The organism is Streptomyces sp. NPDC048481 (assembly GCF_043200075.1).
GTDB lineage: Bacteria > Actinomycetota > Actinomycetes > Streptomycetales > Streptomycetaceae > Streptomyces.
Genome location: NZ_JBICXC010000005.1, coordinates 520,286 through 545,547, shown reverse-complemented (window position 1 = coordinate 545,547; position 25,262 = coordinate 520,286). Strand labels below are relative to the sequence as shown.

Genomic DNA, 25,262 nt, shown 5'->3' with positions numbered 1-25,262 from the left:
CTCAGAGGGCCTGGGGGTAGGTGAAGAAGCCGTCGGGGTCGTACTGCTTCTTCAGCTGCGTCAGGCGGGGGAGCGCATCGCCGTAGTAGGCCTTGCGCCAGTTCGCCAGCGTCGGGTCCGCGTAGTTCTGGTAGGCGGCGCCCGACGCGTACGGGGCCATCGCCTTGTGCGCCGTGTTCAGCCAGGACTGCGCCGCCGCCCCGGTCGTGCCCGCCCGCCAGGACACGATGTACTGCGCCAGCATGCGCGAGCGGCGGTGGACGAACGCCGTGGCCGTGGGGGAGACCCGGTTGATCGCGCCGCCCAGCGCGGTCAGGGCGATGCTGCCCGAGCCGCCCTGCACCGACCTGATCTGCTTCAGCAGGGCCTGGATGCCCGCCGCGGACAGCGACACGTCGAAGAAGTCGGAGCGGGCCGCGTACGTCTCGCGCACCAGCTTCCCCTGCGCGGAGCGGCCCGGCGTGGAGCCCGGCAGATGGCACTGGGCGTCGGAGGAGAACGACGAGCAGCCGGCGTAGGCCTCCATCGCCTGTTCGTACGTGCGGCGGCGCAGGGAGACGCTCGACGCGGGCGCGCCCACCCGGTCCGCGAGCCGGTCGACCGCGTTCTGGAGCTGGCCGTAGGTGCCGATGCAGAAGGCGGCGACGGAGATGGTCGGGGTGCCGCCCGGCGAGTTCGCCACGTGCAGGGAGGACCAGATCTCGTCGGGCTGGGACGGCCCCCACTCCTGCCAGGCCTTCACCACCGCGGCCGCCCTCGACCAGGGCCAGGTGAGGTAGCCCGTCACGGCCTGGGGCGCCGCGTGCGTGCGGAACTGCAGTTCCGTGACGACGCCGAAGTTGCCGTTGCCGGCTCCGCGCAGGGCCCAGAAGAGGTCCTTGTTCGTCGTCGCGTCGGCGGTGAGCTGCTTGCCGTCGGCGGTGACGATCGTCGCCCGGGTGAGACTGTCGCAGGTCAGGCCGTAGGCGCGGGAGACGACTCCGTGGCCGCCGCCCAGCACCAGGCCGGAGACGCCGACCGTCGGGCAGGAGCCCGCCGGGATCGTGACGCCCTTGGCGGCGAGCGCCCGGTAGACGTCGATCAGCTTGGCGCCCGCGCCGACCACGGCCGTGCCGCCGCTCGCCCGGACCCTGTTCAGCTTGGAGACGTCGATGATCAGCCGGCCGTCGCCCGAGGACCAACCGCCGTAGGAGTGGCCGCCGTTGCGGATCGCGACCTTGGTGCGGTGCGCGCGGGCGAACGCCATGGCGGTGCGGACGTCGTCGGCGTGCGCGACATAGGCGACGGCCGCCGGTTTGAGGCCGTCGAATCGGGTGTTGTAGAGCTGGCGGGCGGCGGTCCAGGAGGCCTCGCCGGGACGGACCAGGGTGCCGTCCAGGTCGCGGGCCAGCGCCGTCCAGGTGGCGGGGGCGGCGACCCCGGTCGTCGTCAGCGCCGCTCCCGCGTCCCCTGCGGAGCCCGTGCGCCCCGTGACCGGGGTGGAGGCGCTCGCGCTGCCGCCGGTCGCCTTGCACGCGGTCGCCGCCGCCGCGACGGCGGCCGAGCCGCCCACGATGAACCTTCGCCGTTCCATGTCCTTGAGCCTTCCCTCGCCCGTCGGCTTCACCGAGGGGGACGAGGCCAAGGAACCAGGGGTTCCGGACGGTGCGAGCGGTGACGCAACGGTGACGTCAGTCCCGCGGGTGGGACTCCGCGTCCGATCTCGCCAGGCTCCTCGCCCTGCGGGCCGGGCCGCGCCAGCCGCAGGTGCACCGGGCCAGGCAGAACCGGCCCTGCTCGACGGTCGTGGTGCGGTGTTCCCCGGCGGGGCGGGAGGGGGCCGGGCCGTCCTGCTGCGTCATGGGACCACCGTACCCACCCCCGGCAAAGGACCCGTATGGCGGTCGCCGGCCCCCCGGCCTGCGTGACGGGGGGCACACGCCCGTCGTTAGCCGGTACGGCAGCAGGCCCGTGACGGACTTACCGGCTGGGGGTAGACAGGCCATGACGGAGCGCCAGCGCAGGCAGAGGGGCGCCGCGGTCCTCTCGGGGATCGTGGCCGGGGTTTGCGTGTGCGCCGCCGGGTGTTCCGGGACCGGGCGCGCCGCCGGGGACGACCGGGGCGGCGACCCCGTCGAGATCCTGCACCGGGCCGCGGACGCGCTCGTCGAGGCGGGCACGTCGAAGGCCCGTACGTCGATGGAGATGGCCACCGGCGGGACGCGGGTGACCATCCGGGGGCAGGGGGTGTACGACTACCGCCGGCAGCTCGGGGAGCTGAAGGTGATGCTGCCGCAGGACCCCGCCGGGACCAGCGAGCACCGGCCGATCACCGAACTCCTCGCGCCCGGGGCGTTGTTCATGAAGAACCGGGGCGCGGGCGTGCCCGCCGACAAATGGGTGCGGGTGGAGACGGCCACGCTGTCCGACGGGAACCTGGTGACCGGCGGGGCCACCGATCCGTTCGCCGCCGCCGAGGTGCTGCGCGGGACGCGGTCGGCGACGTACGTGGGGCGGACCGAGGTGGCCGGGACGGCGGTACGGCACTACCGGGGCACCGCCGACCTGGCGGTCGCCGCGCGGGACGCGTCGGCGGGCGGCCGGGACTCGCTGCGGGCGGCGGCCGAGGGGTTCGCCACGGCCCGGGTGCCGTTCGACGCGTATCTGGACGACGAGGGGCGCATCCGCAAGGTGCGGCACCGGTTCAGTTTCGTCAACGGCCGGGGGACCGAGGAAGCCCGGGGCGGCGAGGAAGGCGGGGCCGGGCAGGACGGGCACGGCGGGCCGGGCGGGCGGCGGGGCGAGGCCGTCGCGGTCGCCTCCACGACGCTGCTGTACGACTTCGGCGCGCCCGTCGACGTGCGGCTGCCGGCTCCGGGCGACATCTACGCCGGCCGGATCGCCGAGGACTGAACGCGCGTCGGCGGGCGTCGTCGGCGGCGTCGTCCCACCGGCTCTGCGGCTCTCCGCCTCTCCGGCGTTTTTGCCGTGTTTCGTGCGGATTCACATGGTTCTGAGGTGTTCCGGGGCTCTTCGAGAAGAGGATTTCGGCCACGGAGGCACAAGGACTAGCCCGTCCGTGCCATGCGCACGGTGTATAGCGCTCCCTACTCTAGGAAGCCGGTGACGGCAGGGACGAGGTGATGCGCGTGGCTCCGGGCGGCGGTACGGCAGTTCAGGACCACGTGGCCCTCGCCGAGATCGAGCTGTGCGGGGAGCTGATCATCGCGGCCTCGGCGGCGGGCGGGGAACGGCTCAGCATGGAGAGCATCGACCTCGTGCTGCGCGTGGGCGAGGAGCCCGAGGCGGGCGGCGGTCCGGGCGGGTCCGGCGGGTCAGGTGCGCAGTAGGCGGGCGATCGCCTTCGTCGCCTCCTCCACCTTCGCGTCGATCTCGTCACCGCCCCTGAGCGCCGCGTCGGCGACGCAGTGGCGCAGGTGCTCCTCCAGGAGTTGCAGTGCGAACGACTGAAGGGCCTTGGTGGACGCCGAGACCTGGGTGAGTATGTCGATGCAGTAGGTGTCCTCGTCCACCATGCGCTGAAGGCCGCGGATCTGGCCCTCGATCCGGCGCAGGCGCTTGAGGTGCTCGGCCTTCTGGTCGTGGTAGCCGTGGACCGCCGCGACGGCGGGCCGGTCGGTTTCGGCCACGGCGCCGGATTCGGGGGCGGGGCCCGGCTCGGGGGCGGAGGGGGCTTTCGCGCCGGCCTCGGTGGTCGTCATCGTGTCCTCCAGCGCTCCAGCTCCAGACATATACCCCTACTGGGTATATCCTACCGAACTTTCGCGGGCGGACGGCCGCCGGTCGCGCTCCGCCGGTCGCCCCCCTGCCGGTCTCCCCGCGCGATGGGCGACACTGGTGGACGGCCCATTAGCCGTGGCCGGATGATGCGCCTAGCATCAGCCTGACCGAAACCGATGCATCTTGAGGACCCCACGTGCGCTTTCGTCTGACCCCCCGGGAGACGAGCTTCTACGACATGTTCGCCGCGTCGGCGAACAACATCGTCACGGGCTCGAAACTCCTGATGGAACTCCTCGGGGCGGACACCTCCGCCCGGGCCGAGATCGCCGAGCGTATGCGGGCCGCGGAACACGCAGGTGACGACGCCACGCACGCGATCTTCCACCAGTTGAACTCCTCGTTCATCACGCCCTTCGACCGCGAGGACATCTACAACCTCGCGTCCTCCCTCGACGACATCATGGACTTCATGGAGGAGGCCGTCGACCTGGTCGTCCTCTACAACGTGGAGGAGCTGCCCAAGGGCGTCGAGCAGCAGATCGAGGTGCTGGCGCGGGCGGCGGAGCTGACCGCCGAGGCCATGCCGAACCTGCGCACGATGCAGAACCTCACCGAGTACTGGATCGAGGTCAACCGGCTGGAGAACCAGGCCGACCAGATCCACCGCAAGCTGCTGGCGCATCTCTTCAACGGCAAGTACGAGGCCATCGAGGTGCTCAAGCTGAAGCAGATCGTGGATGTGCTGGAGGAGGCCGCCGACGCCTTCGAGCACGTGGCCAACACGGTGGAGACCATCGCGGTCAAGGAGTCCTGAACCTTTCATGGACACCTTTGCTCTGGTCGTGACCATCGGCGTCGCGCTCGGATTCACCTACACCAACGGCTTCCACGACTCGGCGAACGCCATCGCCACGTCCGTGTCCACCCGGGCGCTGACGCCGCGGGCGGCGCTGGCCATGGCCGCCGTGATGAACCTCGCAGGCGCGTTCCTCGGGAGCGGCGTCGCGCACACCGTCAGCAAGGGCCTGATCGAGACGCCCGACGGGTCCAAGGGAATGGGGATCCTGTTCTCGGCGCTCATCGGGGCGATCGTCTGGAACCTCGTCACCTGGTACTTCGGGCTGCCCTCGTCGTCGTCGCACGCGCTGTTCGGCGGGATGGTGGGGGCCGCGCTCGCGGGCGGCACGGACGTGATCTGGTCCGGGGTGATGGACAAGGTCGTCATCCCGATGTTCCTCTCGCCGGTCGTCGGACTCGTCGTCGGTTACCTCGTGATGACGGCCATCCTGTGGCTGTTCCGGCGGTCCAACCCGCACAAGGCGAAGCGGGGCTTCCGTATCGCGCAGACCGTCTCCGCGGCGGGCATGGCGCTGGGCCACGGTCTCCAGGACGCCCAGAAGACCATGGGCATCGTGGTGATGGCGCTGGTCATCGGCGACGTGCAGGGGGCGGACGACCCGATCCCGGTCTGGGTGAAGATCGCCTGTGCCGTGATGCTGTCGCTGGGGACGTACGCGGGCGGCTGGCGCATCATGCGCACGCTCGGGCGGAAGATCATCGAGCTCGACCCGCCGCAGGGGTTCGCCGCGGAGACGACCGGGGCGTCGATCATGTTCACGACGGCGTTCCTGTTCAAGGCGCCCATCTCGACGACGCATGTGATCACCTCGGCGATCATGGGTGTCGGGGCGACCAAGCGGATCAACGCCGTGCGGTGGGGAGTGGCCAAGAACATCGTGCTCGGCTGGTTCATCACCATGCCGGCGGCCGCACTGGTGGCGGCGTGCGCGTTCTGGATCGTGGACCTGGCGTTCCTGTAGACCGGGCCGGGCCCGCCCACCCGCCCTTGCGCCCCTTCGCACCCCCGTCCCGGCCGGGACGGCATGAGCCCGCCCCCTGCGTGACAGGGGGCGGGCTCTCGGGCCTCGCGGTGGCACCGCCATGCAGCACCGCGAGGGGTTCGGGTCAGCCGAAGCGGCCTGAGATGTAGTCCTCGGTCGCCTGGACGGACGGGTTGGAGAAGATGCGTTCCGTGTCGTCCAGCTCGATCAGGCGGCCGGGCCGGCCGACCGCCGCCAGGTTGAAGAACGCCGTGCGGTCCGAGACGCGGGCCGCCTGCTGCATGTTGTGCGTCACGATGACGATCGTGAAGCGTTCCTTCAGCTCGCCGATCAGGTCCTCGATGGCGAGGGTGGAGATCGGGTCGAGGGCCGAGCAGGGCTCGTCCATCAGCAGGACCTTGGGTTCCACGGCGATCGCGCGGGCGATGCACAGACGCTGCTGCTGCCCGCCGGACAGGCCCGCACCGGGCTTGTTCAGGCGGTCCTTGACCTCGTTCCAGAGGTTCGCGCCCTTGAGGGACTTCTCGACGATGTCCGCGAGGGCGGACTTCTTGTGGTTGCCGTTCAGACGGAGGCCCGCCGCCACGTTGTCGAAGATCGACATCGTGGGGAACGGGTTCGGCCGCTGGAAGACCATGCCGACCTCACGGCGCACGGACACCGGGTCCACGCCCGCGCCGTACAGGTCCTCGTCGTCCAGGAGCACCTTGCCCTCGACGCGGCCGCCGGAGGTCACCTCGTGCATCCGGTTCAGCGTGCGCAGGAACGTCGACTTGCCGCAGCCGGAGGGGCCGATGAACGCCGTCACCGAACGCGGCTCGACCGTCATCGAGATGTCCTCGATCGCCTTGTGGGATCCGTAGTAGGCGGTGAGCCCGCTCACGTCGATTCGCTTGGCCATGTCTTGCTTCACTTCCCGGTCGTATCGATCAGTCGCTGTGGCCGCTTCAGCGACCAGGCCGCGCGGCGCAGGCCGCACGGTGTCGTCAACGGGGGGCCTTCCAGCGGGCGATGCCTCGAGCCACCAGGTTGAGGATCATCACGAAGGCGATCAGCGTGAGCGACGCCGCCCAGGCGCGGTCGTACGCCGCCGTGGAGCCCGCGCTCTGCGCGTACTGCTGGTAGATGTACAGCGGCAGCGACGCCTGCGCGCCCTCGAAGGGGTTCGCGTTGATGAAGGGGTTGCCGAAGACCAGGAGCAGGACCGGGGCCGTCTCGCCGGCGATGCGGGCGATCGCCAGCATCACGCCGGTGATGATGCCGCCGACCGACGTCGGGACCACCACCTTGAGGATGGTGCGCCACTTGGGGACGCCCAGGGCGAGCGACGCCTCGCGCAGCTCGTTCGGGACGAGCTTCAGCATCTCCTCCGTCGAGCGCACGACCACCGGCATCATCAGGATCGCCAGCGCCAGCGAGCCCGCGAAGCCGAAGGGCTGCATGTCCAGCATCAGCATCAGGCTGAGGATGAACAGGCCCGCCACGATGGAGGGGATGCCGGTCATGACGTCGACGAAGAACGTGACCGCCTTCGCCAGACCGCCCCGGCCGTACTCCACCAGGTAGATCGCCGTCAGGATGCCGATCGGGGCGCCGATCGCGGTGGCGAGCCCGACCTGCTCCAGGCTGCCGAGGATGGCGTGGTAGATGCCGCCGCCCGGCTCGCTGTCCGCGACCACGCCCATGGAATGGGTGAGGAAGTAGACGTCCAGGACCTTCACGCCGCGCCGGACCGTCGTCCACAGGAGGGAGACCAGCGGGACCACCGCCAGCAGGAACGCCACCCAGATCAGGGTCGTCGCGATCCTGTCCTTGGCCTGGCGGCGGCCCTCCACCTTCGCGGTGACGACGTAGGTGGAGACGACGAACAGGACGCCGGCGATCAGGCCCCACTGGATCCTGCTGTCGAGGCCCCCGACGAGGCCGATGACGGCCGCGAGGGCGAGCGAGCCGGCCGCCGTGGCCCACGCGGACCAGGACGGCAGGACGGCGCCGCGGAGCGTGCCGGGGCTCTTGTCGGCTACTGCGCTTGCGTGGCTCATGCGTTGGCCCCCGAGTACTCCTTGCGGCGCGCGATGATCAGGCGTGCCGCGCCGTTGACCAGCAGCGTGATGACGAACAGGACCAGGCCGGAGGCGATGAGCGCGTCCCGGCCGAACTCCGTCGCCTCGTTGAACTTGCTGGCGATGTTCTGGGCGAAGGTGCCGCCGCCGGGGTTCAGCAGGCTGGCGTGGATGTCGAAGTCGGGGGAGAGGACGGTGGCCACGGCCATCGTCTCGCCGAGGGCGCGGCCGAGGCCGAGCATCGAGGCGGAGATCACGCCGGAGCGGCCGAAGGGCAGCACCGACATGCGGATGACCTCCCAGCGCGTGGCGCCCAGCGCAAGCGCCGCCTCCTCGTGCGTCTGCGGGACCTGGCGGAAGACCTCGCGGCTGACGTTGGTGATGACCGGCAGGATCATCACGGCCAGCAGGACGCCCACCGTGAGCATCGAGCGCGGGGCGCCCCGGTCCCAGGAGAAGACGCCGGTCCAGCCCAGGTAGTCGTCCAGCCAGCCGAACAGGCCGTCCATGTGGGGCACGAGGACGAGGGCGCCCCACAGGCCGTACACGATGGACGGGACGGCGGCGAGCAGGTCGATCACGTACGCGACGGGGCCGCTCATGCGGCGCGGCGCGTAGTGGGTGATGAAGAGGGCGATCGCTACGGCGACGGGGACCGCGATGACCATCGCGACGACCGACGAGACCACCGTGCCGAAGGCCAGCACCGCGATGCCGAACCTCGGCGGGACGAGGCTGGTGTTCCACTCGAAGGCGGTGAGGAAGTTCGCCTCGTCCTCGCTGATGGCCAGGCAGGCCCGGTAGGTGAGGAAGACCGCGATCGCGGCCATGATCACCAGCAGGAGGATGCCCGAGCCGCGGGAGAGACCGAGGAAGACGCGGTCACCGGGGCGGGTGGCGCCGCGGGCCGCGCGTTTCTGCTCGGGCGACAGGGGCGGCGGGGGCGGTGGGGTCGTGGGAGACGGGGTCGTGGTCGGCGGGGTCCGGGGAGGCGGGGTGTCGGACGTGTCCGTCTGCTGCGTCGTCATGTCCATGGGGATCTCCGGTCTGCGGAGCCGCCGGCGGGTGTGGGCGGCTCGGTTGGGGCCGGATCGCGCGTGGCCCCTGGCGGCGGTGCACCGGACGGGTGCGGTCCGCGCCGGGTCCCCCCCGGCCGGACCGCACCCTTCGGATCAGCTCAGGCCCTCGATGGTGGTGCGGACCTTGGAGATGATGGCGTCGGGGATCGGCGCGTAGTCGATGCCCGAGAGGATGCCCTGGCCCTCGGCGCCGGCGATGTAGCGCAGGAACGCCTTGGTCGCGGGCAGGGTGTCGGCCTTGTTGCCCTTGTCGCAGGCGATCTCGTACGTGACCAGGGTGAGCGGGTAGGCGCCGTCGGCCTTGGTGTTGTAGTCCAGCTTCAGCGACAGGTCGCTGCCCGTACCGACGATCTTCGCGGCGGCGACGGCCTTGGTGGCGCCGTCGGAGGAGGGCTTGACCGGCGCGGCGGCGCCCGTGGCGACGGCGACCGTGCCCAGACCGTCCTTGGCGTAGGACAGCTCCATGTAGCCGATCGCGCCGTTGGTCTGCTTCACGCCCTGGGCGACGCCGGAGGAGCCGGCCGCGGCCTGGCCGCCCTTGGCCTGCCAGGCCTTGCCGCCGGAGTACTTCCAGTCGTTCGGGGCGGCGGCGATCAGGTACTTGGTGAAGTTGTCCGTCGTGCCCGACTCGTCGGAGCGGTGGTACGGCTGGATCTTCAGGTCGGGAAGCTTCGCGCCCGGGTTGAGCTTGGCGATCGCGGCGTCGTTCCAGTTGGTGATCTTGCCGTCGAAGATCTTGGCGATCGTCGCGGCGTCGAGGACGAGGTTGTCCACGCCGGAGACGTTGTAGGCGACGGCGATCGGGCCGGCCACCATGGGCAGGTCGATGCCCTGGCCGCCCTTGCACACCGACTTGGAGGCGGCGACGGCGTCGGGCTTGAGCGCGGAGTCCGAGCCGGCGAAGGCGATCTGGCCCTGCGTGAACGCGGTGACGCCGGCGCCGGAGCCGGAGCCCTTGTAGTTGACCTGGACGCCGGGGCAGGCCTGGGTGAAGTTCTTGACCCAGGCGTCGATCGCGTTCTTCTGCGCGGAGGAGCCGTCCGCGAGGAGCTGGCCCTTGGCGTCGTCGCACTTGACGGACCCGGCGGCCGCGGCGGCGGAGGAGTTGCCGCCGCTCTTCGACTGGGAGCCGGTGTCGTCGGAGCCGCACGCCGTGAGGGCCAGGGCGCCGGAGACGGCGAGAGCACCGAGGGAGAGAGCCCGCCGGTTCATGCGCTGAAGCTTCACTTGGGGAAGGTCCTTCCAGGAGCCGCCGTCCTGAATCCGGCGGCGTGCGGAGTGTGCGAAGTGCGAGTGGTGCGGTGTGGTGCGATGTGCTGCGGTTCGTGCGGTGTGGTGCGATGTGCTGCGGTTCGTGCGGTCCGGTGCTGCGTGGTGCGGATCGGCGCCGTCCGGCACGGACGGTGCGATTGCCGCCGTTGCGTGCCGCTCGTTCGCGAGCCGCACCACGTAAGGCCGAAATTAGGCAGATCAGGTGAAGGCGCTCACGGGCACGAATGAACGGCGGGTGAATCCCTGGGGACGGTGCGGTTAGGGCCCGTCGGTCCGGATGAGCAGGGCGCGCGGCAGGCGGGCCGGCAGGCCCAGGGGCACGGAAAACGCCACGCCGAGGACACGGGGAAGACCGCGTCCCCGGTGGACCGGGGGGAGGGGGAGCGCGCGGCCTCGGCGGTCCCGGCGTCCGTCAGGCCGGGTGCAGGACGTGCAGCAGGGCGTCCAGGAGGTACCGGTCCCTCGGCTGGGTGAGCCGGTCGCGGGCGGCGGGCGGGGACAGCCAGAGGACGCGGTCCACCTCGTCGTTCGGGGTGAACGTCCCCGCGACGGCTTCGGCGGCCCAGTAGCGGACCTGCTTGGGCCGGCCGTTCGCCTCGTACTCGGCGGTCGGCAGGGGCACGCCGGGGACGGCCCGGTGGCCCGTCTCCTCCTCGACCTCGCGCAAGGCGCCCGCGAGGGCGTCCTCACCGCGCTTCAGCTTGCCCTTGGGGTGCGACCAGTCGTCGTACTTGGGACGGTGCACGAGACACACCTCGAGCGTGGCGTCCACCGGGGACCGTCGCCACAGCACACACCCGGCCGCGTGGACGACGGCGTCCTCGTCGGGGTTTCCCGCGGTGCTCACCTCGTTCTCACCGCCCGTCCGGTCAGGGTGCGCCGGCGGCGCCGGCGAGCTGCTTCTGCCACATCCGCTGGAAGGCGTACCGCGCCGCCTCCACCTCGTGGCGCTGGTCGGCGTGGAGCACCCCGAGCGCGTACGCGGTCGCGGGGGCGATCCGCGGGGTGCGGGCCGCCTGGGCCGCGGCCGACGCCGCCTCCGACGCGTCGCGGTGCCGGTCGAGGGCCTCGCCCGCGGCGAGCAGCCGGACCTCCACAGGAGCGCCGGCCCCGTGGACGGCCTCGCAGGCGTACCGGTGCAGCCGCAGGAGCAGGCGGACCTGGTGCCAGGGCGCGTCCTGCGGGTGCGGCGACGGGTCCGGGGAGAGGCCGTGGACCAGGGCCTGCGCGTTGTACGGGCTGCCCGCGGTGATGAGCGGCAGCGCGGTGACCGCGTCGGCGAGACGTTTCTCCGCCGCCAGCACCAGGGGACGCAGGTCGGTGGTGAGGGCGGCCGGCGCGAGGGGGACCTCGCTGGCGAGGACGGCGACCTTGTCGGCGACGGCGTGGAAGCGGGAGGAACCGAGGGCCTGGAGCGCGGCGGAGTGGGCCCGGGTGCGGGCGAGGGTGAGCTGACGGTCCAGGAGGGCGCCCGCCTTCGCCGCGCCCACGGTGAGGTTGCCGTTGCCGCGGTCCTGGGCGGCCGGACGGGCCCCGGCACGGCCACCGGCGGCCGCCGCCCCACCGGGCGCGTCACTCGCCGGTTCCGGCGCATGCCCCCGAACCTGCGTCTGCGCCCGTGCCGGTCCCTGTGCCCGTGTCTGCTCCGGTGCCTGGACGGGTACGGAGGCCGGGGCCGGTGCGGACACCGGCGCCGGCAGGGGTACCGGCAGGTGGGCGGGCGTGGTCCGGGGCGGCACGGCCGGGGGCGGGGCGGGAGGGCTGGGGGCCGTGCCCGAGAGCCGGTTCAACGCCAGCAGCAGCCGCTCCAGGCGGGCCCCGTACGCCTGCTCCAGTGCCAGCGTGCCCGACAGCCAGACCAGTTCAGGCCGGATCTCCTCCGCCCACTCGGGGTCGAGGAGAGGGCGGAAGGTGTGCAGGGCGCCGCTGATGCGGCGGGCCGAACGGCGCAGGGCGCGCACGGCGTCCACCCGGTCCGGGGGCGGCCCGCCCGCCGGGCCGGCGTCCCCCGCGCGCGGGTGCGACCGGCCGGCGCCGAGGTCCCCCGCGCGCGCGTGGGACGCGCCGTGCGACGCGGCGCTTCCCGCCTCCCGGTGCAGGCGCAGCGCGCGGAGGAACTCCGTCGCCTGGGCCCGGAGGTGGCCCGCGAGGACGTCCCCCGTCGTCGCGGGCCCGGCCGCGGGGCCGGTCAGGTCAGGGTGTCGCTGTGCCACGCCGGCGCCTCCGGGCGTCTATGAGCATCTCCTGGACGTTGCGCAGGGGGGCGCCGTCCGCGTCGGTCGCGTGCCGGGTCCATTCGCCGTCCGGGCCGAGGTGCCACGAGGCGGTGCCGTCGGACATGCCGGTCTCCAGCAACCGGTTCAGCGACGCCCGGTGGCCCGGGTCGGTGACCCTGACCAGGGCCTCGATACGGCGGTCGAGGTTGCGGTGCATCATGTCGGCGCTGCCGATCCACACCTCGGGCTCCCCGCCGTTGCCGAAGCCGAAGACCCGCGAGTGCTCCAGGAAACGGCCGAGGATGGAGCGGACGCGGATGTTCTCCGACAGGCCGGGAACGCCGGGGCGCACCGCGCAGATCCCGCGCACCCACACGTCGACCGGCACGCCCGCCTGCGACGCCCGGTAGAGGGAGTCGATGAGGGCCTCGTCGACGATCGAGTTCACCTTGATGCGCACGTGCGCCGGCCGTCCCGCGCGGTGGTGCTGGATCTCCTTGTCGATGCGCGAGATCAGGCCGTCGCGCAGCGACTTGGGGGCGACCAGGAGACGGCGGTAGGTCTCGCGGCGGGAGTAGCCGGAGAGCCGGTTGAAGAGGTCGGACAGGTCCGCGCCGACCTGCGGGTCGGCGGTGAGCAGACCGAGGTCCTCGTAGAGCCGGGCCGTCTTCGGGTGGTAGTTGCCGGTGCCGACGTGGCAGTAGCGCCGCAGCGTGTCGCCCTCCTGGCGGACCACCAGCGACAGCTTGCAGTGCGTCTTCAGACCGACGAGGCCGTAGACGACGTGGCAGCCGGCCTCCTCCAGCTTGCGCGCCCACTTGATGTTGGCGTGCTCGTCGAACCGGGCCTTGATCTCGACCAGGACGAGGACCTGCTTGCCGGTCTCGGCGGCCTCGATGAGCGCGTCCACTATCGGCGAGTCGCCCGAGGTGCGGTACAGGGTCTGCTTGATGGCGAGGACGTCCGGGTCCAGCGCCGCCTGCTCCAGGAACGCCTGCACGGACGTCGAGAACGAGTCGTACGGGTGGTGCAGCAGGACATCGCGGCTGCGCAGGGCCGCGAAGATGTCCGGCGGGGACGCCGACTCGACCTCGGCCAGGTCGCGGTGGGTGCCGGCGATGAACTTCTTGTACTTCAGCTCGGGCCGGTCGAGGCCGTGGATGCGGAAGAGGCCGGTGAGGTCGAGCGGGCCGGGCAGCGGGTAGACCTCCGCCTCGGAGATCTTCAGCTCGCGCACCAGCAGGTCGAGCACCTCGCGGTCGATGGACTCCTCGACCTCCAGGCGCACCGGCGGCCCGAAGCGGCGCCGCATCAGCTCCTTCTCCAGAGCCTGGAGCAGGTTCTCGGCGTCGTCCTCCTCGACCTCCAGGTCCTCGTTGCGGGTGAGGCGGAAGGCGTGGTGCTCCAGCACCTCCATGCCCGGGAAGAGCTCCTCCAGGTGGGCGCCGATGACGTCCTCGATGGGGACGTAGCGGCCGGGGGAGCTCTCCAGGAAGCGGGACAGCAGCGGCGGCACCTTGACCCGCGCGAAGTGCCGGTGGCCGCTGACCGGGTTGCGCACGACGACCGCGAGGTTCAGCGACAGACCCGAGATGTACGGGAAGGGGTGCGCGGGGTCGACGGCGAGGGGGGTCAGGACCGGGAAGATCTGGTGCCGGAAGAGGGTGAACAGGCGTGCCTGCTCCTTCTCCGTGAGCTCGCTCCAGCGGACCAGGTGGATGCCCTCCTCCGCGAGTGCGGGGGCGATGTCCTCGTGGTAGGTCGCGGCGTGCCGGGCCATGAGCTCGCGCGAGCGCGCCCAGATCATCTCCAGCACCTCGCGGGGCTGGAGGCCGGACGCGGAGCGGGTGGCGACGCCGGTGGCTATGCGGCGCTTCAGTCCGGCCACCCGGACCATGAAGAACTCGTCCAGGTTGCTGGCGAAGATCGCGAGGAAGTTCGCCCGCTCCAGGAGAGGCGTGTCGGGGTCCTCGGCGAGTTCCAGGACGCGCTCGTTGAACGCGAGCCAGCTGCGTTCCCGGTCGAGGAAACGGCCCTGCGGGAGCTGGGGTCCGTCGTAGGGCGCCTCCTCGTAGGTGTCGAGGTCGGCATCGATGTCGGGCTCCAGATCGGAGACGACGGCAGCCACGGTGTGCGGGCGGTGCGCGGCTATGGAGCCCACGGAGGGCTGCGCGTGCTGGACCTCGGCCTGGGTGTCTGACTGGCTCATGTACCCATTCTTCCGCGCGAACGGCGAGACAGGCGCGTCGGAACGTGCGCGCGGGATCGCGGGGGAACCTCCGGAGGGCTCGATTCCCCCGGGAGGCGGCGAAGGCTCGGGCACGGCGGGCTTCATCCGGCGAGCCTCGCAAGGCCGTCTTAACCGACGGTTACGGAGACATGGCGTGCGGGATATCGGCGGGCGGCTCCCCGGGGCGGACGGGGGGCGGATGGGACGGGTCCCGGGGGCCGGACGGGGGCGAGGCGTGAGCCGGACGGGGTGGGGTGCGGAGGGCGAGGCCCGGCCGGATGCGGTGGAGCGTGCGGAAAGCAGGGCGTGGGCGTGCGGAAACAGCGCGCGCAGGGGGCGGAGAACCGGGTGCGGAGAGGGGGGCCGGGGGCCGGTCGGAAAAGATCGTGCGCGGAAGTGTGAACCGAGCGGCGGGGCTCGTCCGATGAGGAGATGTGAGCGAAACGAGAAGCGACGGGGAGCTGCTGCGGGCCATCGCGGCGGACCGGGACCGTCATGCCTTCGAGGAGCTGTACCGGCGGTACGCCCCCTGGCTGGCCGCGCGCATGCGCGGCCGGTGCGCCGACGCGGCGATAGTCGACGACGTCGTCCAGGAGACGTTCCTCGCCGTGTGGCGCGGCACCGCCCGCCACCGTGAGCAGGGCTCCTCCGACGCGGCCGGCTGGCTGTGGCGCATCGCCTCGCGTCGTCTGGTGGACGCCGTGCGCGGGGACGGGGCGCGTGGCCGGCTGCGGCAGACGCTGGCCCGGCTGCGTCATCGCGACGAGGCCTCGGCGGAGGAGCGCGTGCTCGCGGGAGTCGAGCACGGCGATCTCGCCGGGGCCCTCACCCGCCTCTCGCCGGAGCTGCGTGCCGTTTTGCAGGCCACCGTCATCGACGGGCTCACCACCCGGGAGGCGGCCGTGCTGCTCGGCATCCCGCCCGGCACCGTCAAGACGCGGGCCCTGCGTGCCCGCAAGCAACTGCGGGAGGCGCTGGCATGAGCCGGTACGTGTGCGGAGCGGGTCTGCGCGTCCGCGCGGGCGACGAACGGTCGAGGGAGGTCATGGCATGACGTGGCACGTGGCGGAGGACGACCTGCGCGCCTACGCGCAAGGGGAGCTGGCACCACCCCTGCTGTGGTCCGCCGACGCCCATCTCACCGGATGCGCCCTGTGCCGGGCCCGGCTCGCCGAGGCCGTCGACCCGGTCGCCCTGGACGCCGCCTGGGAGCGGCTGGACGCCGAGCTGGACGCGCCGCGGCCGGGCCCGGTCGAGCGGCTGCTGACGCGGCTCGGCGTGGCCGACCACACCGCGCGGCTGCTCGCCGCGACTCCGGTGCTGCGGCGCTCCTGGCTGCTTTCGGTGCTGTTCCTGCTGGTCACGACGGTGCTGGCGGTGCGCGTGGCGGATCGGCCGACGCTGTTCCTCGCGCTCGCCCCGCTGCTCCCGCTCGCGGGGGTCGCCCTGTCCTACGGGCCCTCGCTCGACCCGACGTACGAGATGGCGGTGGTCGCCCCGCTGCACGGCTTCCGGCTGCTGATGATCCGCACGGTGGCGGTGCTCACCGCCGGGCTGTTCTGCAACGGCCTGGCCACGCTGGCCCTCCCGGGGTACGGGCTGCCGGCCCTGGCCTGGCTGCTGCCGGCGCTCGCCCTGACGGCCACGGGGCTCGCGCTGAGCGCCCGGCTGGGTTCGGTCCTGGCGCCCGTCCTGGTCGGCGGGGGATGGCTGACGCTGCTGGTCCTCACCGGGAACCAGACGCCGGCACACGACACCCTCTCCCCGTTCACGGCCGGGGGTCAGGCGGCCGCGGCGGCGGTGACGGCCCTCGCCGCCCTCCTGCTCTACCACGGCCGGGACCGCTTCGACGCGCGTCCTCTGGGCGGCTTCCACGACGGCGGCGCCGCATGACCCGCCTCCCGGGCCCCGACCAGGACGACGGCGGCGCCGATCCGGATCCCGGCGCCGCACCCGGATCCGGCCCCGCTCCCGCTTCCCTCCCCGCCTCCCCTTCCTTCCCCGCTTCCCCGTCCGCCCCCGCCCCCGCCCCCGTCCCCGTCCCTCAACCGGATTCCCAGGAGCCTCACATGACCACCGCATCCGCCTCGGGACCCGTTCCGGAGCCCGGTCCGGAGCCCGTTTCCGGGCCTGCGACCGGGCCCGCCACCGGACCTGTCACCGGGCACGGCGGGCGCGGCGCCTCGGGCCCCGCCACCGTGACGGCCACCGACCTGTCGCTGCGCTTCGGCGGGACCCGGGCCCTCGACGGGGTCTCACTCCGCCTGCGCAGGGGCGTCACGGGCCTGCTGGGTCCCAACGGCGCGGGGAAGACGAGTCTGTTGCGGGTACTGGCCACGGCCGTCCCGCCCGACGGCGGGCGGTTCACGGCCCTCGGCCATGATCCCGGCACCGCCTCCGGACGGCTCGCGCTGCGCCGCACGCTCGGCTATCTGCCGCAGAACCCCGGCTTCCACCCGGACTTCACGGCCTTCGACTTCGTGGACTACGTGGCGATCCTGAAAGAGCTGACCGACCGCTCCGCCCGGCTGCGCGAGGTGCGGCGCGTGCTGGACGCCGTCGACCTCTCCGACGTGCGCGGGACCCGCATCAAGCGGCTGTCCGGCGGCATGCGTCAGCGCGTCGCCCTGGCCGCGGCCCTCGTCGGGGACCCCGGCTTCCTGGTGCTGGACGAGCCGACCGTCGGTCTCGACCCCGAACAGCGGATGCGTTTCCGGGAGTTGATCGCCGAGGCGGGCGAGGGCCGCACGGTGCTGCTGTCCACGCACCTGACGGAGGACGTGGCGATGCTCTGCCACCGTGTGGTGGTGCTGGCCCGCGGCCGGGTCCGCTTCGAGGGCACTCCGGCCGAGCTGACCGCCCGCGCGGCGGGCCGGGTGTGGAGCAGCGCCGAACGCGACCCCGGCGCTCTGGCCGGCTGGCGCACCGGCACCGGCGCCTTCCGGAACGTGGGTGACCCGCCGAAGGGCGCCGACCTGCTGGAACCCACCCTGGAGGACGGGTACCTGCTCGCTCTCGACGGCGACGACGCGGCGGTGGCGGCATGAGCGCGGCGACCATGACGACCACCGAGCCGGCGGCGGCGTTCGCCGAGCCCCCGCGCGAGGGTCACCGCGTCCGGGCCGTCCTCGCCCTCGCCCGGTTCGAGGTCCGCGAACTGCTGTTGCAGGTCCCGCTGTTGCTGACCTTCGCCCTCTACATCGGCTTCGTGGCCCTGCGGCTCATGCACCGGGACGGCATGGACGACTATCCCGTGCTCAACACCGTCGACCGGCAGACCCAGGCGGAGCCTCTGCTGTTCGCCGTCGCCGTGTTCATCTGCTGCAACGCGGCTGTGCTGCGCTCCCGCAAGAACCACACGGAGCAGCAGTTCGACGTCCTGGCGATGGAGCCCTGGCGGCGCACCATCGCCCATGTGCTGTCCGTGGTGCCGTTCGCGGCGCTCACCGCGCTCGTCGTCGCGGTCGAGTTCGCGCGGGAGGCGCTGAAGCCCGGCGCGATCGGCCACGGCTCGGTGGGAGAGCTGGCCGTCGCGCCCCTGACCGTGCTGCTGGCCGGTGTCCTGGGAGTGCTGCTGGCCCGTCTGCTGCCGTCCTCCTTCGTTCCCATACTGCTCTCGATCCCCCTCTACATGCTCTTCGTCGTCGCCTCCGCCGCGGAGGACTCGGGCCGGTGGGAGGGCTGGCTCTCGCCGTTCCTCTTCGCGGTCCAAAGCGGCGGCGACCCGGTGCCCAGCGATCTGCTCGGCCGCCCGGCCGGCTGGCACGCCCTGTACGTGACGGGTCTGTGCGCGGTGCTGACCTGCGTGGCGCTGCTGCGCTCCGGCGGCCGCACCCGGGCCGTCCGGGCGGCTGCCGTCCTCGCGCTGGCGGTGACCGTGACCGGTGCGGTCGGCCAGTACCCGCGGGAGGCGGAGGCGTTGGACAAGGCCCGCAGAACGGCGGCCGCCACCCCGCAGAAGGTCCAGTCGTGCGAGCGGCGCGGCCGCTCGACCTACTGCTCCTTCGACGAGTGGAGCGGTGTGCGTTCCGAGTGGGCCGAGGTCGTCGACCGCGTGCAGTCCGCGGCCGCAGGCGCGGCCGCCGAGGCGCGCCTGACGATCCGCCAGCGTGTCTACCTGGACGATCAGGTGGAGGTCGACGGAGCCCTCGAACCCTCCACGACGCCGGGCGAGGTGAGCGTCGGCACCCGCTGGGGCGGCAACCGCGTCCCCGAATTCGCGGTCGGCGCCGCCGTGGTCCTGGTCGGGGGCAGGGAGGACATGACGACGCAGGGCCTCTGCGACGACGCGCGTGCGGTGACCGTCATGTGGCTGGTCCTGAGCACCGATCCCACCCCGACGGCCACCTTCCGGAACGTGCGGCTCGACGACAGCCTCAGCGGCCCGGCCGTCGTCCTGGCCCCGACGAACGGAATGAGCCTGACGGGCCCGCAGACGACGGTCGTCCGGGAACTGCTGAAGCGTCCGCGTGCGGCGATGACGGCGCGCGTCAAGGCCCACTGGGCGCAGCTGACGTCCCCGGGCACGACGACCGCGCAGGCCGCGAGGCTCCTGGGCGTCGAGGTGCCCGAGGAGGCGGAGAAGTGCGAGGAGTAGGCGAGGCACGCGGAGCCGACGCAGCACGGGAAGCGGACGAAGCGCGGGAAGCGAGCGAGGTGCGTGGAAGGGGCGAGGCGCGGGGAGAACGCGCCGGGCGGCTGTGGCCGCAGCTCGTGCCGTACGTGCTGCGCTCCGCCCGTACGACGCCGCTGCTGGTCACGGGGGCGGTCGGGTGGCTGCTCGTGAGCGTCCCCGCTGCCGTCCCGTCCGGTCTGCGGCTCTCCGAGGCGGTGCTGCTGATCCGTGCGGGAGCGGTGCTCCTCGCCGTGGGCGCGGCGTTCGTGCTGGACGACGCCGCGGCCGCCACGACCGAGGTGACGCCGGTGCCGCGCTGGCTGCCGCGCACCCTGCGCGCCGGCGTGGCCGTGGTGTCCGTGGGGCTGGGCTGGGCCGGTGTGCTGACCGGGGGCGCCCGGGCGGTCGGGCCGGACGAGCGCGGGCTGCTGCCGTGGGGCGGGCTGACGCTGGAAGCCGCGGGGCTGCTCGCCCTCGTGCTGGCGCTCGCCGCGCTGGGACTGCGCCGCACCGCCGGGAGCGGCGGTGGGGCCCTCGCGACGTCCGGCGTCCTGCTCGCCGTCGTCCTCACCGCGCTGGCTCCGCTGCCCGAGTGGTCGCAGCCGTTCGCGCCGCCCTTGTCGAGGGGCTGGGACCCCTCGCGCGGGGTGTGGACCGCACTGCTGGGAGCGGCCGCCCTGACGGTGGTCGCCCTGTTCGGAGAACCCGTCGGCCGCCGCGGCCTGCGCCTGCGCCTGAACCCGCGTCCGCACCCGCGCCCGCGCCGGCCCGACGGACGGCGTAGAGGGCCGAGATGACCGAGATGACCGGAACCGGGAGGAGCTAGGGCTGAGAGACCGAGCTGGTCCTGCGGCCCTCCACGCCACCCGCCCCCGACGCCCGCACCCGCCCTGATGCCTCCACCCCCCGGCTCACGTTTCCGAGCGGTACATCAGGTCCGTTTCGTGGGTGACGAAGCCCAGGCGTTCGTACACCGACACCGCCGCCTTGTTGTCGGCGTCGACGTACAGCATCGCCGTGGGGAGTTCCTGCGCGGCGAGGTGGCGCAGGCCGATCGTGGTGAGGGCCTTGCCCAGGCCGCTCCCCTGGGCGTCGGGGGCGACGCCGAGGACGTACACCTCTCCGAGCTGGTCCTCGGCGTGGACCTTGGTCCAGTGGAAGCCGACGAGCCGCTCGCCGCGGTGGGCGAGGAAGAAGCCGGCGGGGTCGAACCAGGGCTGGGCCATGCGGTCGTCGAGGTCTCGCTGGGTGAGGGAGCCCTGTTCGGGATGGTGGGCGAAGGAGGCGGCGTTGACGGCGAGCCAGGCCGAGTCGTCCTGCCCGGGGACGAAGGCGCGCACGCCGACGCCCGCGGGCAGCACCGGCTCGGGCAGTTCGAGGTCGGTCAACGACCGCCGCATCTGGCGCAGTTCGCGGAACAGCGTCAGGCCGAGGACCTGGGCGAGGTGCCGGGCGGCGGAGTGGCCGCCGTGCGCCCAGACCCGCAGCCGTTTGCCGGAGGCGGCGAGCAGGGCCGAGCCGAGGGCCCGGCCGTGCCCGTGGCCGCGGTGGGAGGGGTGGACGACCAGTTCGGCGGCGGGCGCCTCGACCGGGTCGGTGTCCTCCAGCTGGGCGTATCCGACGAGTTCGCCGTCGAGGGTGAGGACCAGATGACTGACGCCGTCGCGGGGGCCTCCGCGCAGTTGCAGCCGGCCCTGTTCGGACACCGCCTGCTGGCCGTCCGTCCGGGCGGCGGCCGCGAGCAGGTCGAGGACGGCCTCGGCCTGTGCGGGGGTGAGCTCGGAGTGGGTCTCGATGGATCGGGAGCCGGGGATCCGTGCGATGTCGTCGCTGGTCATGCGTACGAGGGTAAGGGGCGGACGCCGCAAAGTGGGGGCAAAGCAGGGGGCAAAGGGAAACCAGGATGTAACCATGAACCCCCTGTCGCGCTACGCGCGTTGACCTTAGGCTGCGCCGGACGGGAGCCACCTATTCCCAGCCGACCACAGGGGGGCGCATGCCAGCCACTTCCCAGCCGCACCGGGCCGACAGACCCGGCCGGCGCCGTACGTACCGTCTTGTCGCGGCCTCCGCGGTTCTCGCCACCGCCGGCGCGCTCGCCGCCGCGCTCCCGGCGGACGCCCACGAGGGCGGGCACGGCAAGCCGTCGCCGAGCCGCTACCAGGACGTGCAACTGCTGTCCTTCAACGACCTGCACGGCAACCTGGAACCGCCGTCCGGTTCCTCGGGCCGGGTCACGGAGCTCCAGGCGGACGGTACGACGAAGACGATCGACGCGGGCGGTGTGGAGTACCTCGCCACCCATCTGCGTGAGGCCCGCAAGGGCAACCCGTACTCCGTCACCGCCGCCGCCGGCGACATGGTCGGCGCCTCCCCGCTGGTCTCGGGCCTGTTCCACGACGAGCCGACCATCGAGGCGCTCAACGGGCTCGACCTGGACGTCACCTCCGTCGGCAACCACGAGTTCGACGAGGGCGCGAAGGAACTGGGCCGGCTGCAGAAGGGCGGCTGTCATCCGACCGACGGCTGCTACGGCGGCAAGAGGTTCCGGGGCGCCGACTTCCCGTACCTCGCGGCGAACGTGCTGAACGAGAAGTCCGGCAAGCCGATCCTGAAGCCGTACTGGGTGTGGAAGAAGAAGGACGTCAAGATCGGCTTCATCGGCGTGACGCTGGAGGGCACTCCGGGCGTCGTGTCGGCCGAGGGCGTGAAGGGCCTCACGTTCAAGGACGAGGTCGAGACGATCAACAAGTACGCCAAGGTGCTTCAGAAGCAGGGCGTCAAGTCGATCGTGGCGCTGATCCACGAGGGCGGTCTGCCGGCCTCGGGTTCCTACAACTACGACTGCGACTCGCCGGGCGCGGGCGCCGGGATCTCCGGCCCGATCGTGGACATCGCGAAGAACGTCACGCCGGCGGTGGACGCGCTGGTGACGGGCCACACGCACACGGCCTACGCCTGCACGATCCCGGACCCGTCGGGCCGGCCGCGCACGGTCACGTCGGCGTCCTCCTTCGGCCGCCTCTACACGGACACCACGCTGACGTACGACCGCCGCACCGGCGACATCGCGCGCACGGCGGTCCGGTCGGCGAACCACGTGGTCACCCGGACCGTCGCCAAGGCGCCGGACATGACCGAGCTGATCTCCCGGTGGAACACGCTGGCGGCGCCGATCGGCAACCGCGCGATCGGCTACATCACCGCGGACGTCCCGAGCACGGGCACCGAGTCGCCGATGGGCGACCTGATCGCGGACGCCCAGCTCTGGTACGGCAGGAAGCTCGACGCGGGGACCGACGTCGCGCTGATGAACCCGGGCGGCGTCCGGTCCGGCCTCACCTACGCGGCCAAGGGCGCTGAGGGCGACGGCGTGGTGACCTACGCCGAGGGCTTCACCGTGCAGCCGTTCTCCAACACCGTGAACCTCCAGGACTTCACCGGCGCCCAGCTGATCCAGGTCCTCAAGGAGCAGGTGAGCGGGGTGAACGCGAGCGCGCCGAAGATCCTTCAGCCGTCCGCCAACCTGACGTACACGCTGGACATGACGAAGGCGGGCGCGGACCGTGTCGTCACGGACTCCATCCGGCTCGACGGCGTGGCCATCGACCCGGCCGCCACCTACCGCGTCTCCACCAACAGCTTCCTCGCGGGCGGCGGCGACGGCTTCACCACGCTGGGTCTGGGCACGAACGACCTGGTGGGCGCGGACGACCTGACCGCTCTGGAGCAGTACCTGACGGCCAACTCCTCGGCGTCGGCCCCGCTGGCCCCGCCGGCGGCGAACCGGATCACCGTCGTGCAGTAGCACCACCGCAGGGCAGCAGCGCCCCAGCAGTACGGCAGTACCCCCGCCGTGCACCGGCACCACGTGCACGGGCACAGCCACCGCGCGGTCGCACACCGCGCGGTGGCGCCCCTCTCGACACGACGAGGCGGCCGCGTCACGAACGCGGCCGCCTCGTCGTGTTCTCGCCGCCCGTCCGTCGGCCGGGCGGCCGTCACCGCCCTGCGGTCACCTGATGACCCAGCCGAACGCCTTGCCGCCCGCCGGGATGCCGCCCGCGCCCGGCCGGAGCACCGTGACGGTCTCGTTCGGGTCGGCGCCGTCCGCGTGCGAGACGACGTTGTTCCACGGCGCCTGGTAGACCGATCCGCCGGCCTGCGGCCCGTTCGGCATGCCGATGGAGACATGCGTCGGGGACGCGTCGATGTACTGGCCCATGTGCTGGTCGGCGCCCGGCGTGCCCGGCACGCCGTTGTATCCCGCGTACAGGACGTCGTCGTGGTCGCCGGGGGCGCCCACCAGGGAGAACGTCTGCACGGAGCCCGCGCCGGCCACCGTGCCCTGGGACTCGCCGGGGACGCCGACGGCGAGCTGGAGGTCGGCCCAGCCCGGCGCGGCCTTGCCGGGGGCGAGGTTCACGGCGGCGAGGCTCTCGCCGAACCGGTCGCCGGTCTCGACGCCGCCGACCACGCTCGCCTGGTCCTGGTTGATCACCGTCTGCTGCGACCAGTCGCTCTTGGCGGGGAAGGCGATGACGAACACGGTGCCGCCGTTCGCCACGTTCGTGGTGGTGCCCGACGGGACGATCGACTCGCCCGGCGCGCCCACGGCGACGATCGAGTCGCCGTTCGTGCCCTTGGGGACGATGGCGACGGACTTGCCCATCTCGTCGCCCTTCTCCGCACCCCCGGAGATCTTGTCGAGGTCCTGGTCGATGCCCGCGCGCACGACCGGCTGGGCGTTCGCGCCCAGGGTGTGGGTCAGGACGGCGAGGCCGCCCGCGTCGGCCTTGTCGCCGATGTCCTCGCCCGGTATGCCGATGACGATGTTCGTCATGTCGGCGGCGACGGCGGTGCCCACCTTGTCGCCGGTCTCGGGGGAGCCCGGCAGCCCGGCGTTCTGGGAGAGGTACACGTTGGTGTCGCCGTGCACGTAGACCACGGAGCCGGCGTCGACGACGGAGCCGACGTCCTCGCCCGGGTCGCCGATCACGATGTAGGGCTCGTCGTCGCGGGTGATGCCGGCGGCCAGGGAGTAGCCGAGCGTGTCGCCCTTCTCCTTGGCCGCGCCCTTCAGCCCGCCGGTGCCCTCGCCCTGCGCGTAGTTGTCGGAGGCGCGTCCCTTGCCCAGGCCGTCGGGGGAGCCGTAGACCACGGAGACCATGCCGACGTCGGCGACGGTGCCGGCGTCCTCGTACGGGGTGGAGACGGCGAGGTCGGTGTAGCCGTCCTTGTCGTAGTCGACGGTGGCCAGGGCGTAGCCGAAGCGGTCGCCGGGCTCGGCGCCGCCGGGCACGACGTCCTGGTCCTGGTCCAGTTCGGCGGCGCCCTTGCCGCCGCCGTAGACGACGTGGACCGCCCCGGCCTCGGCGTCGCCGCCGACGGCGGCCTTGGGGTCGCCGACGGCCGTGTCCTCGACGCCGTCGCCGTTGAAGTCGGTGAAGGGGGCGGACTCGGTGGTGGACCGGATCCAGGCGGCGATGTCGTCGGTGCGGGTGACGACGCCGCTGGTGGAGGTCTGCGCGGGGTCGGAGCCGAAGCAGCCGCCCTGGTCGGAGCGGGAGGCGACGCCGATCAGGCCGCCGGGGGCGACGACGGGGGCGCCCGAGTCGCCGGCGCAGATCGCCGCGCCGGAGGCGCCGTGGACGGTGAGGTCGGTGGCGCCGACCTGATCGACCAGGAAGCTGTCGCCGTGAAGCTTGAGCGGGGCCCACTCGTCCTTGGTGCGCCCGTAGCCGGTGACCGACACGGCGGAGTCCGCGGCCGGGGCGGTGGCGGCGAGGCCGGGCGCGGCGATGCCGGCGACGGGCGCGGACAGCCGGGCCAGGACCAGGTCGCGGTCGTCGCGCGGGACGAGCTGGACCACGCCTCGGACGACGCCCGCGGCGGTGGTCAGGTCGGTGCGTCCGATGGTCGCCGTGGTCTTCAGCCGGGGCGCCCCGGCGGGGATCCTGACGGAGTCGGCCGGGTGGTCCGCGAAGCAGGACGCGGCGGTGGCGAGCCACTGGGGGGCGATCAGGACCGCGGAGCACCCCTTGGCGCCGCCGCCGATGTCGAGGCGGGCGGTGTAGGCGTGGCTGGAGTCGGTCTCGGGCTTGCCGGAGACGGCGTGCGCGGAGAGGAGGGGGGCGCCGATGACGGCGGCGGTCACGAGGGCCGCGAGCGCGGTGGAGCGTTTGCCGGTGGTGGTCATGTGGTGGTCGTCTTCCCCGTTCGG

The 25,262-nt window shown here is 72.6% G+C and carries 22 protein-coding genes; 10 read left to right on the top strand and 12 right to left on the bottom strand.

The window, feature by feature from the left end; genetic code table 11:
• Position 1: 1 nt before the first annotated feature.
• Both ACGFSH_RS19390 and ACGFSH_RS19385 read right to left on the bottom strand, forming a co-directional pair.
• On the bottom strand, positions 2–1,573 hold the full coding sequence (locus tag ACGFSH_RS19390; RefSeq protein WP_393349997.1) for an FAD-binding oxidoreductase: 1,572 nt from the start codon (positions 1,571–1,573) through the stop codon (positions 2–4).
• 97 nt (positions 1,574–1,670) lie between these two features.
• Positions 1,671–1,841 carry a hypothetical protein gene (locus ACGFSH_RS19385; protein ID WP_393349995.1) on the bottom strand — a complete coding sequence of 57 codons (171 nt, stop codon included), beginning with the start codon at positions 1,839–1,841 and terminating at the stop codon, positions 1,671–1,673.
• Positions 1,842–1,983: 142 nt separating this feature from the next.
• On the opposite strand from ACGFSH_RS19385, the gene ACGFSH_RS19380 reads away from it, so the two are divergent.
• Together ACGFSH_RS19380 and ACGFSH_RS19375 are read left to right on the top strand one after the other, a co-directional pair.
• Positions 1,984–2,892 carry a hypothetical protein gene (locus tag ACGFSH_RS19380; protein WP_393349993.1) on the top strand — a complete coding sequence of 303 codons (909 nt, stop codon included), beginning with the start codon at positions 1,984–1,986 and terminating at the stop codon, positions 2,890–2,892.
• Between the two features lie 230 nt (positions 2,893–3,122).
• Positions 3,123–3,329 carry a hypothetical protein gene (locus ACGFSH_RS19375; protein ID WP_393349991.1) on the top strand — a complete coding sequence of 69 codons (207 nt, stop codon included), beginning with the start codon at positions 3,123–3,125 and terminating at the stop codon, positions 3,327–3,329.
• Here the strand turns inward: ACGFSH_RS19375 and ACGFSH_RS19370 are convergent.
• Positions 3,315–3,701, bottom strand: coding sequence for a metal-sensitive transcriptional regulator (locus ACGFSH_RS19370; RefSeq protein ID WP_393350076.1), 387 nt, complete (start codon positions 3,699–3,701; stop codon positions 3,315–3,317). The genes ACGFSH_RS19375 and ACGFSH_RS19370 overlap by 15 nt on opposite strands.
• 215 nt (positions 3,702–3,916) lie before the next feature.
• On the opposite strand from ACGFSH_RS19370, the gene ACGFSH_RS19365 reads away from it, so the two are divergent.
• Positions 3,917–4,537, top strand: coding sequence for a DUF47 family protein (locus ACGFSH_RS19365; RefSeq protein WP_329411376.1), 621 nt, complete (start codon positions 3,917–3,919; stop codon positions 4,535–4,537).
• Between the two features lie 7 nt (positions 4,538–4,544).
• On the top strand, positions 4,545–5,543 hold the full coding sequence (locus ACGFSH_RS19360) for an anion permease (RefSeq protein ID WP_393349989.1): 999 nt from the start codon (positions 4,545–4,547) through the stop codon (positions 5,541–5,543).
• Between the two features lie 145 nt (positions 5,544–5,688).
• Here the strand turns inward: ACGFSH_RS19360 and pstB are convergent, their stop codons facing one another.
• The 7 genes from pstB to ACGFSH_RS19325 form a co-directional block, all read right to left on the bottom strand.
• Positions 5,689–6,465: a phosphate ABC transporter ATP-binding protein PstB gene (pstB, locus tag ACGFSH_RS19355; RefSeq protein ID WP_393349987.1), complete on the bottom strand. Its 777-nt coding sequence runs from the start codon at positions 6,463–6,465 to the stop codon at positions 5,689–5,691.
• 85 nt (positions 6,466–6,550) lie between these two features.
• Entirely contained in the window at positions 6,551–7,606 is a 1,056-nt protein-coding gene (pstA, locus tag ACGFSH_RS19350) for a phosphate ABC transporter permease PstA (protein ID WP_393349985.1), read from the bottom strand.
• Positions 7,603–8,661, bottom strand: coding sequence for a phosphate ABC transporter permease subunit PstC (gene pstC / locus ACGFSH_RS19345; protein WP_393349983.1), 1,059 nt, complete (start codon positions 8,659–8,661; stop codon positions 7,603–7,605). Before pstC ends, pstA begins: the two co-directional genes overlap by 4 nt.
• A 138-nt stretch (positions 8,662–8,799) precedes the next feature.
• Positions 8,800–9,933: a phosphate ABC transporter substrate-binding protein PstS gene (pstS, locus tag ACGFSH_RS19340; RefSeq protein ID WP_393349981.1), complete on the bottom strand. Its 1,134-nt coding sequence runs from the start codon at positions 9,931–9,933 to the stop codon at positions 8,800–8,802.
• Positions 9,934–10,390: 457 nt separating this feature from the next.
• The gene (locus ACGFSH_RS19335) at positions 10,391–10,825 is read right to left on the bottom strand and encodes an NUDIX hydrolase (RefSeq protein WP_393349979.1); all 435 of its coding nucleotides are present in this window, start codon (positions 10,823–10,825) and stop codon (positions 10,391–10,393) included.
• Between the two features lie 22 nt (positions 10,826–10,847).
• Positions 10,848–12,191 (bottom strand): CHAD domain-containing protein, encoded by a 1,344-nt coding sequence (locus tag ACGFSH_RS19330; protein ID WP_393349977.1) that lies wholly within the window; start codon positions 12,189–12,191, stop codon positions 10,848–10,850.
• The gene (locus tag ACGFSH_RS19325) at positions 12,172–14,403 is read right to left on the bottom strand and encodes an RNA degradosome polyphosphate kinase (RefSeq protein WP_393349975.1); all 2,232 of its coding nucleotides are present in this window, start codon (positions 14,401–14,403) and stop codon (positions 12,172–12,174) included. The genes ACGFSH_RS19330 and ACGFSH_RS19325 overlap by 20 nt, the downstream gene beginning before the upstream one ends.
• Before the next feature lie 455 nt (positions 14,404–14,858).
• Between ACGFSH_RS19325 and ACGFSH_RS19320 the strand changes: the two genes are divergently transcribed.
• The 5 genes from ACGFSH_RS19320 to ACGFSH_RS19300 all read left to right on the top strand — a co-directional run bounded on the left by ACGFSH_RS19320 (position 14,859) and on the right by ACGFSH_RS19300 (position 19,836).
• On the top strand, positions 14,859–15,407 hold the full coding sequence (locus ACGFSH_RS19320) for an RNA polymerase sigma factor (RefSeq protein ID WP_393349973.1): 549 nt from the start codon (positions 14,859–14,861) through the stop codon (positions 15,405–15,407).
• A gap of 67 nt (positions 15,408–15,474) precedes the next feature.
• A complete protein-coding gene (locus ACGFSH_RS19315; protein ID WP_393349971.1) occupies positions 15,475–16,317 on the top strand; it encodes a zf-HC2 domain-containing protein in 843 nt (280 codons plus the stop codon).
• A 176-nt stretch (positions 16,318–16,493) separates the two neighbouring features.
• Complete coding sequence (locus ACGFSH_RS19310) at positions 16,494–17,471, top strand: ABC transporter ATP-binding protein (RefSeq protein WP_393349969.1); 978 nt, start codon at positions 16,494–16,496, stop codon at positions 17,469–17,471.
• Positions 17,468–19,021: an ABC transporter permease gene (locus ACGFSH_RS19305; protein ID WP_393349967.1), complete on the top strand. Its 1,554-nt coding sequence runs from the start codon at positions 17,468–17,470 to the stop codon at positions 19,019–19,021. The genes ACGFSH_RS19310 and ACGFSH_RS19305 overlap by 4 nt, the downstream gene beginning before the upstream one ends.
• Positions 19,022–19,080: 59 nt before the next feature.
• Positions 19,081–19,836 carry a hypothetical protein gene (locus ACGFSH_RS19300; protein ID WP_393349965.1) on the top strand — a complete coding sequence of 252 codons (756 nt, stop codon included), beginning with the start codon at positions 19,081–19,083 and terminating at the stop codon, positions 19,834–19,836.
• A 114-nt stretch (positions 19,837–19,950) separates the two neighbouring features.
• Here the strand turns inward: ACGFSH_RS19300 and mshD are convergent, their stop codons facing one another.
• Positions 19,951–20,877, bottom strand: coding sequence for a mycothiol synthase (gene mshD / locus ACGFSH_RS19295; protein WP_393349963.1), 927 nt, complete (start codon positions 20,875–20,877; stop codon positions 19,951–19,953).
• Between the two features lie 158 nt (positions 20,878–21,035).
• Here mshD and ACGFSH_RS19290 point away from each other — a divergent pair, with 158 nt between their 5' ends.
• Positions 21,036–22,847 carry a bifunctional metallophosphatase/5'-nucleotidase gene (locus ACGFSH_RS19290; RefSeq protein WP_393349960.1) on the top strand — a complete coding sequence of 604 codons (1,812 nt, stop codon included), beginning with the start codon at positions 21,036–21,038 and terminating at the stop codon, positions 22,845–22,847.
• A gap of 207 nt (positions 22,848–23,054) precedes the next feature.
• Here ACGFSH_RS19290 and ACGFSH_RS19285 read toward each other — a convergent pair whose 3' ends face one another.
• Positions 23,055–25,238, bottom strand: a complete 2,184-nt coding sequence (locus tag ACGFSH_RS19285; RefSeq protein ID WP_393349958.1) for a trypsin-like serine protease — start codon at positions 25,236–25,238, stop codon at positions 23,055–23,057.
• Between the last annotated feature and the right edge of the window lie 24 nt (positions 25,239–25,262).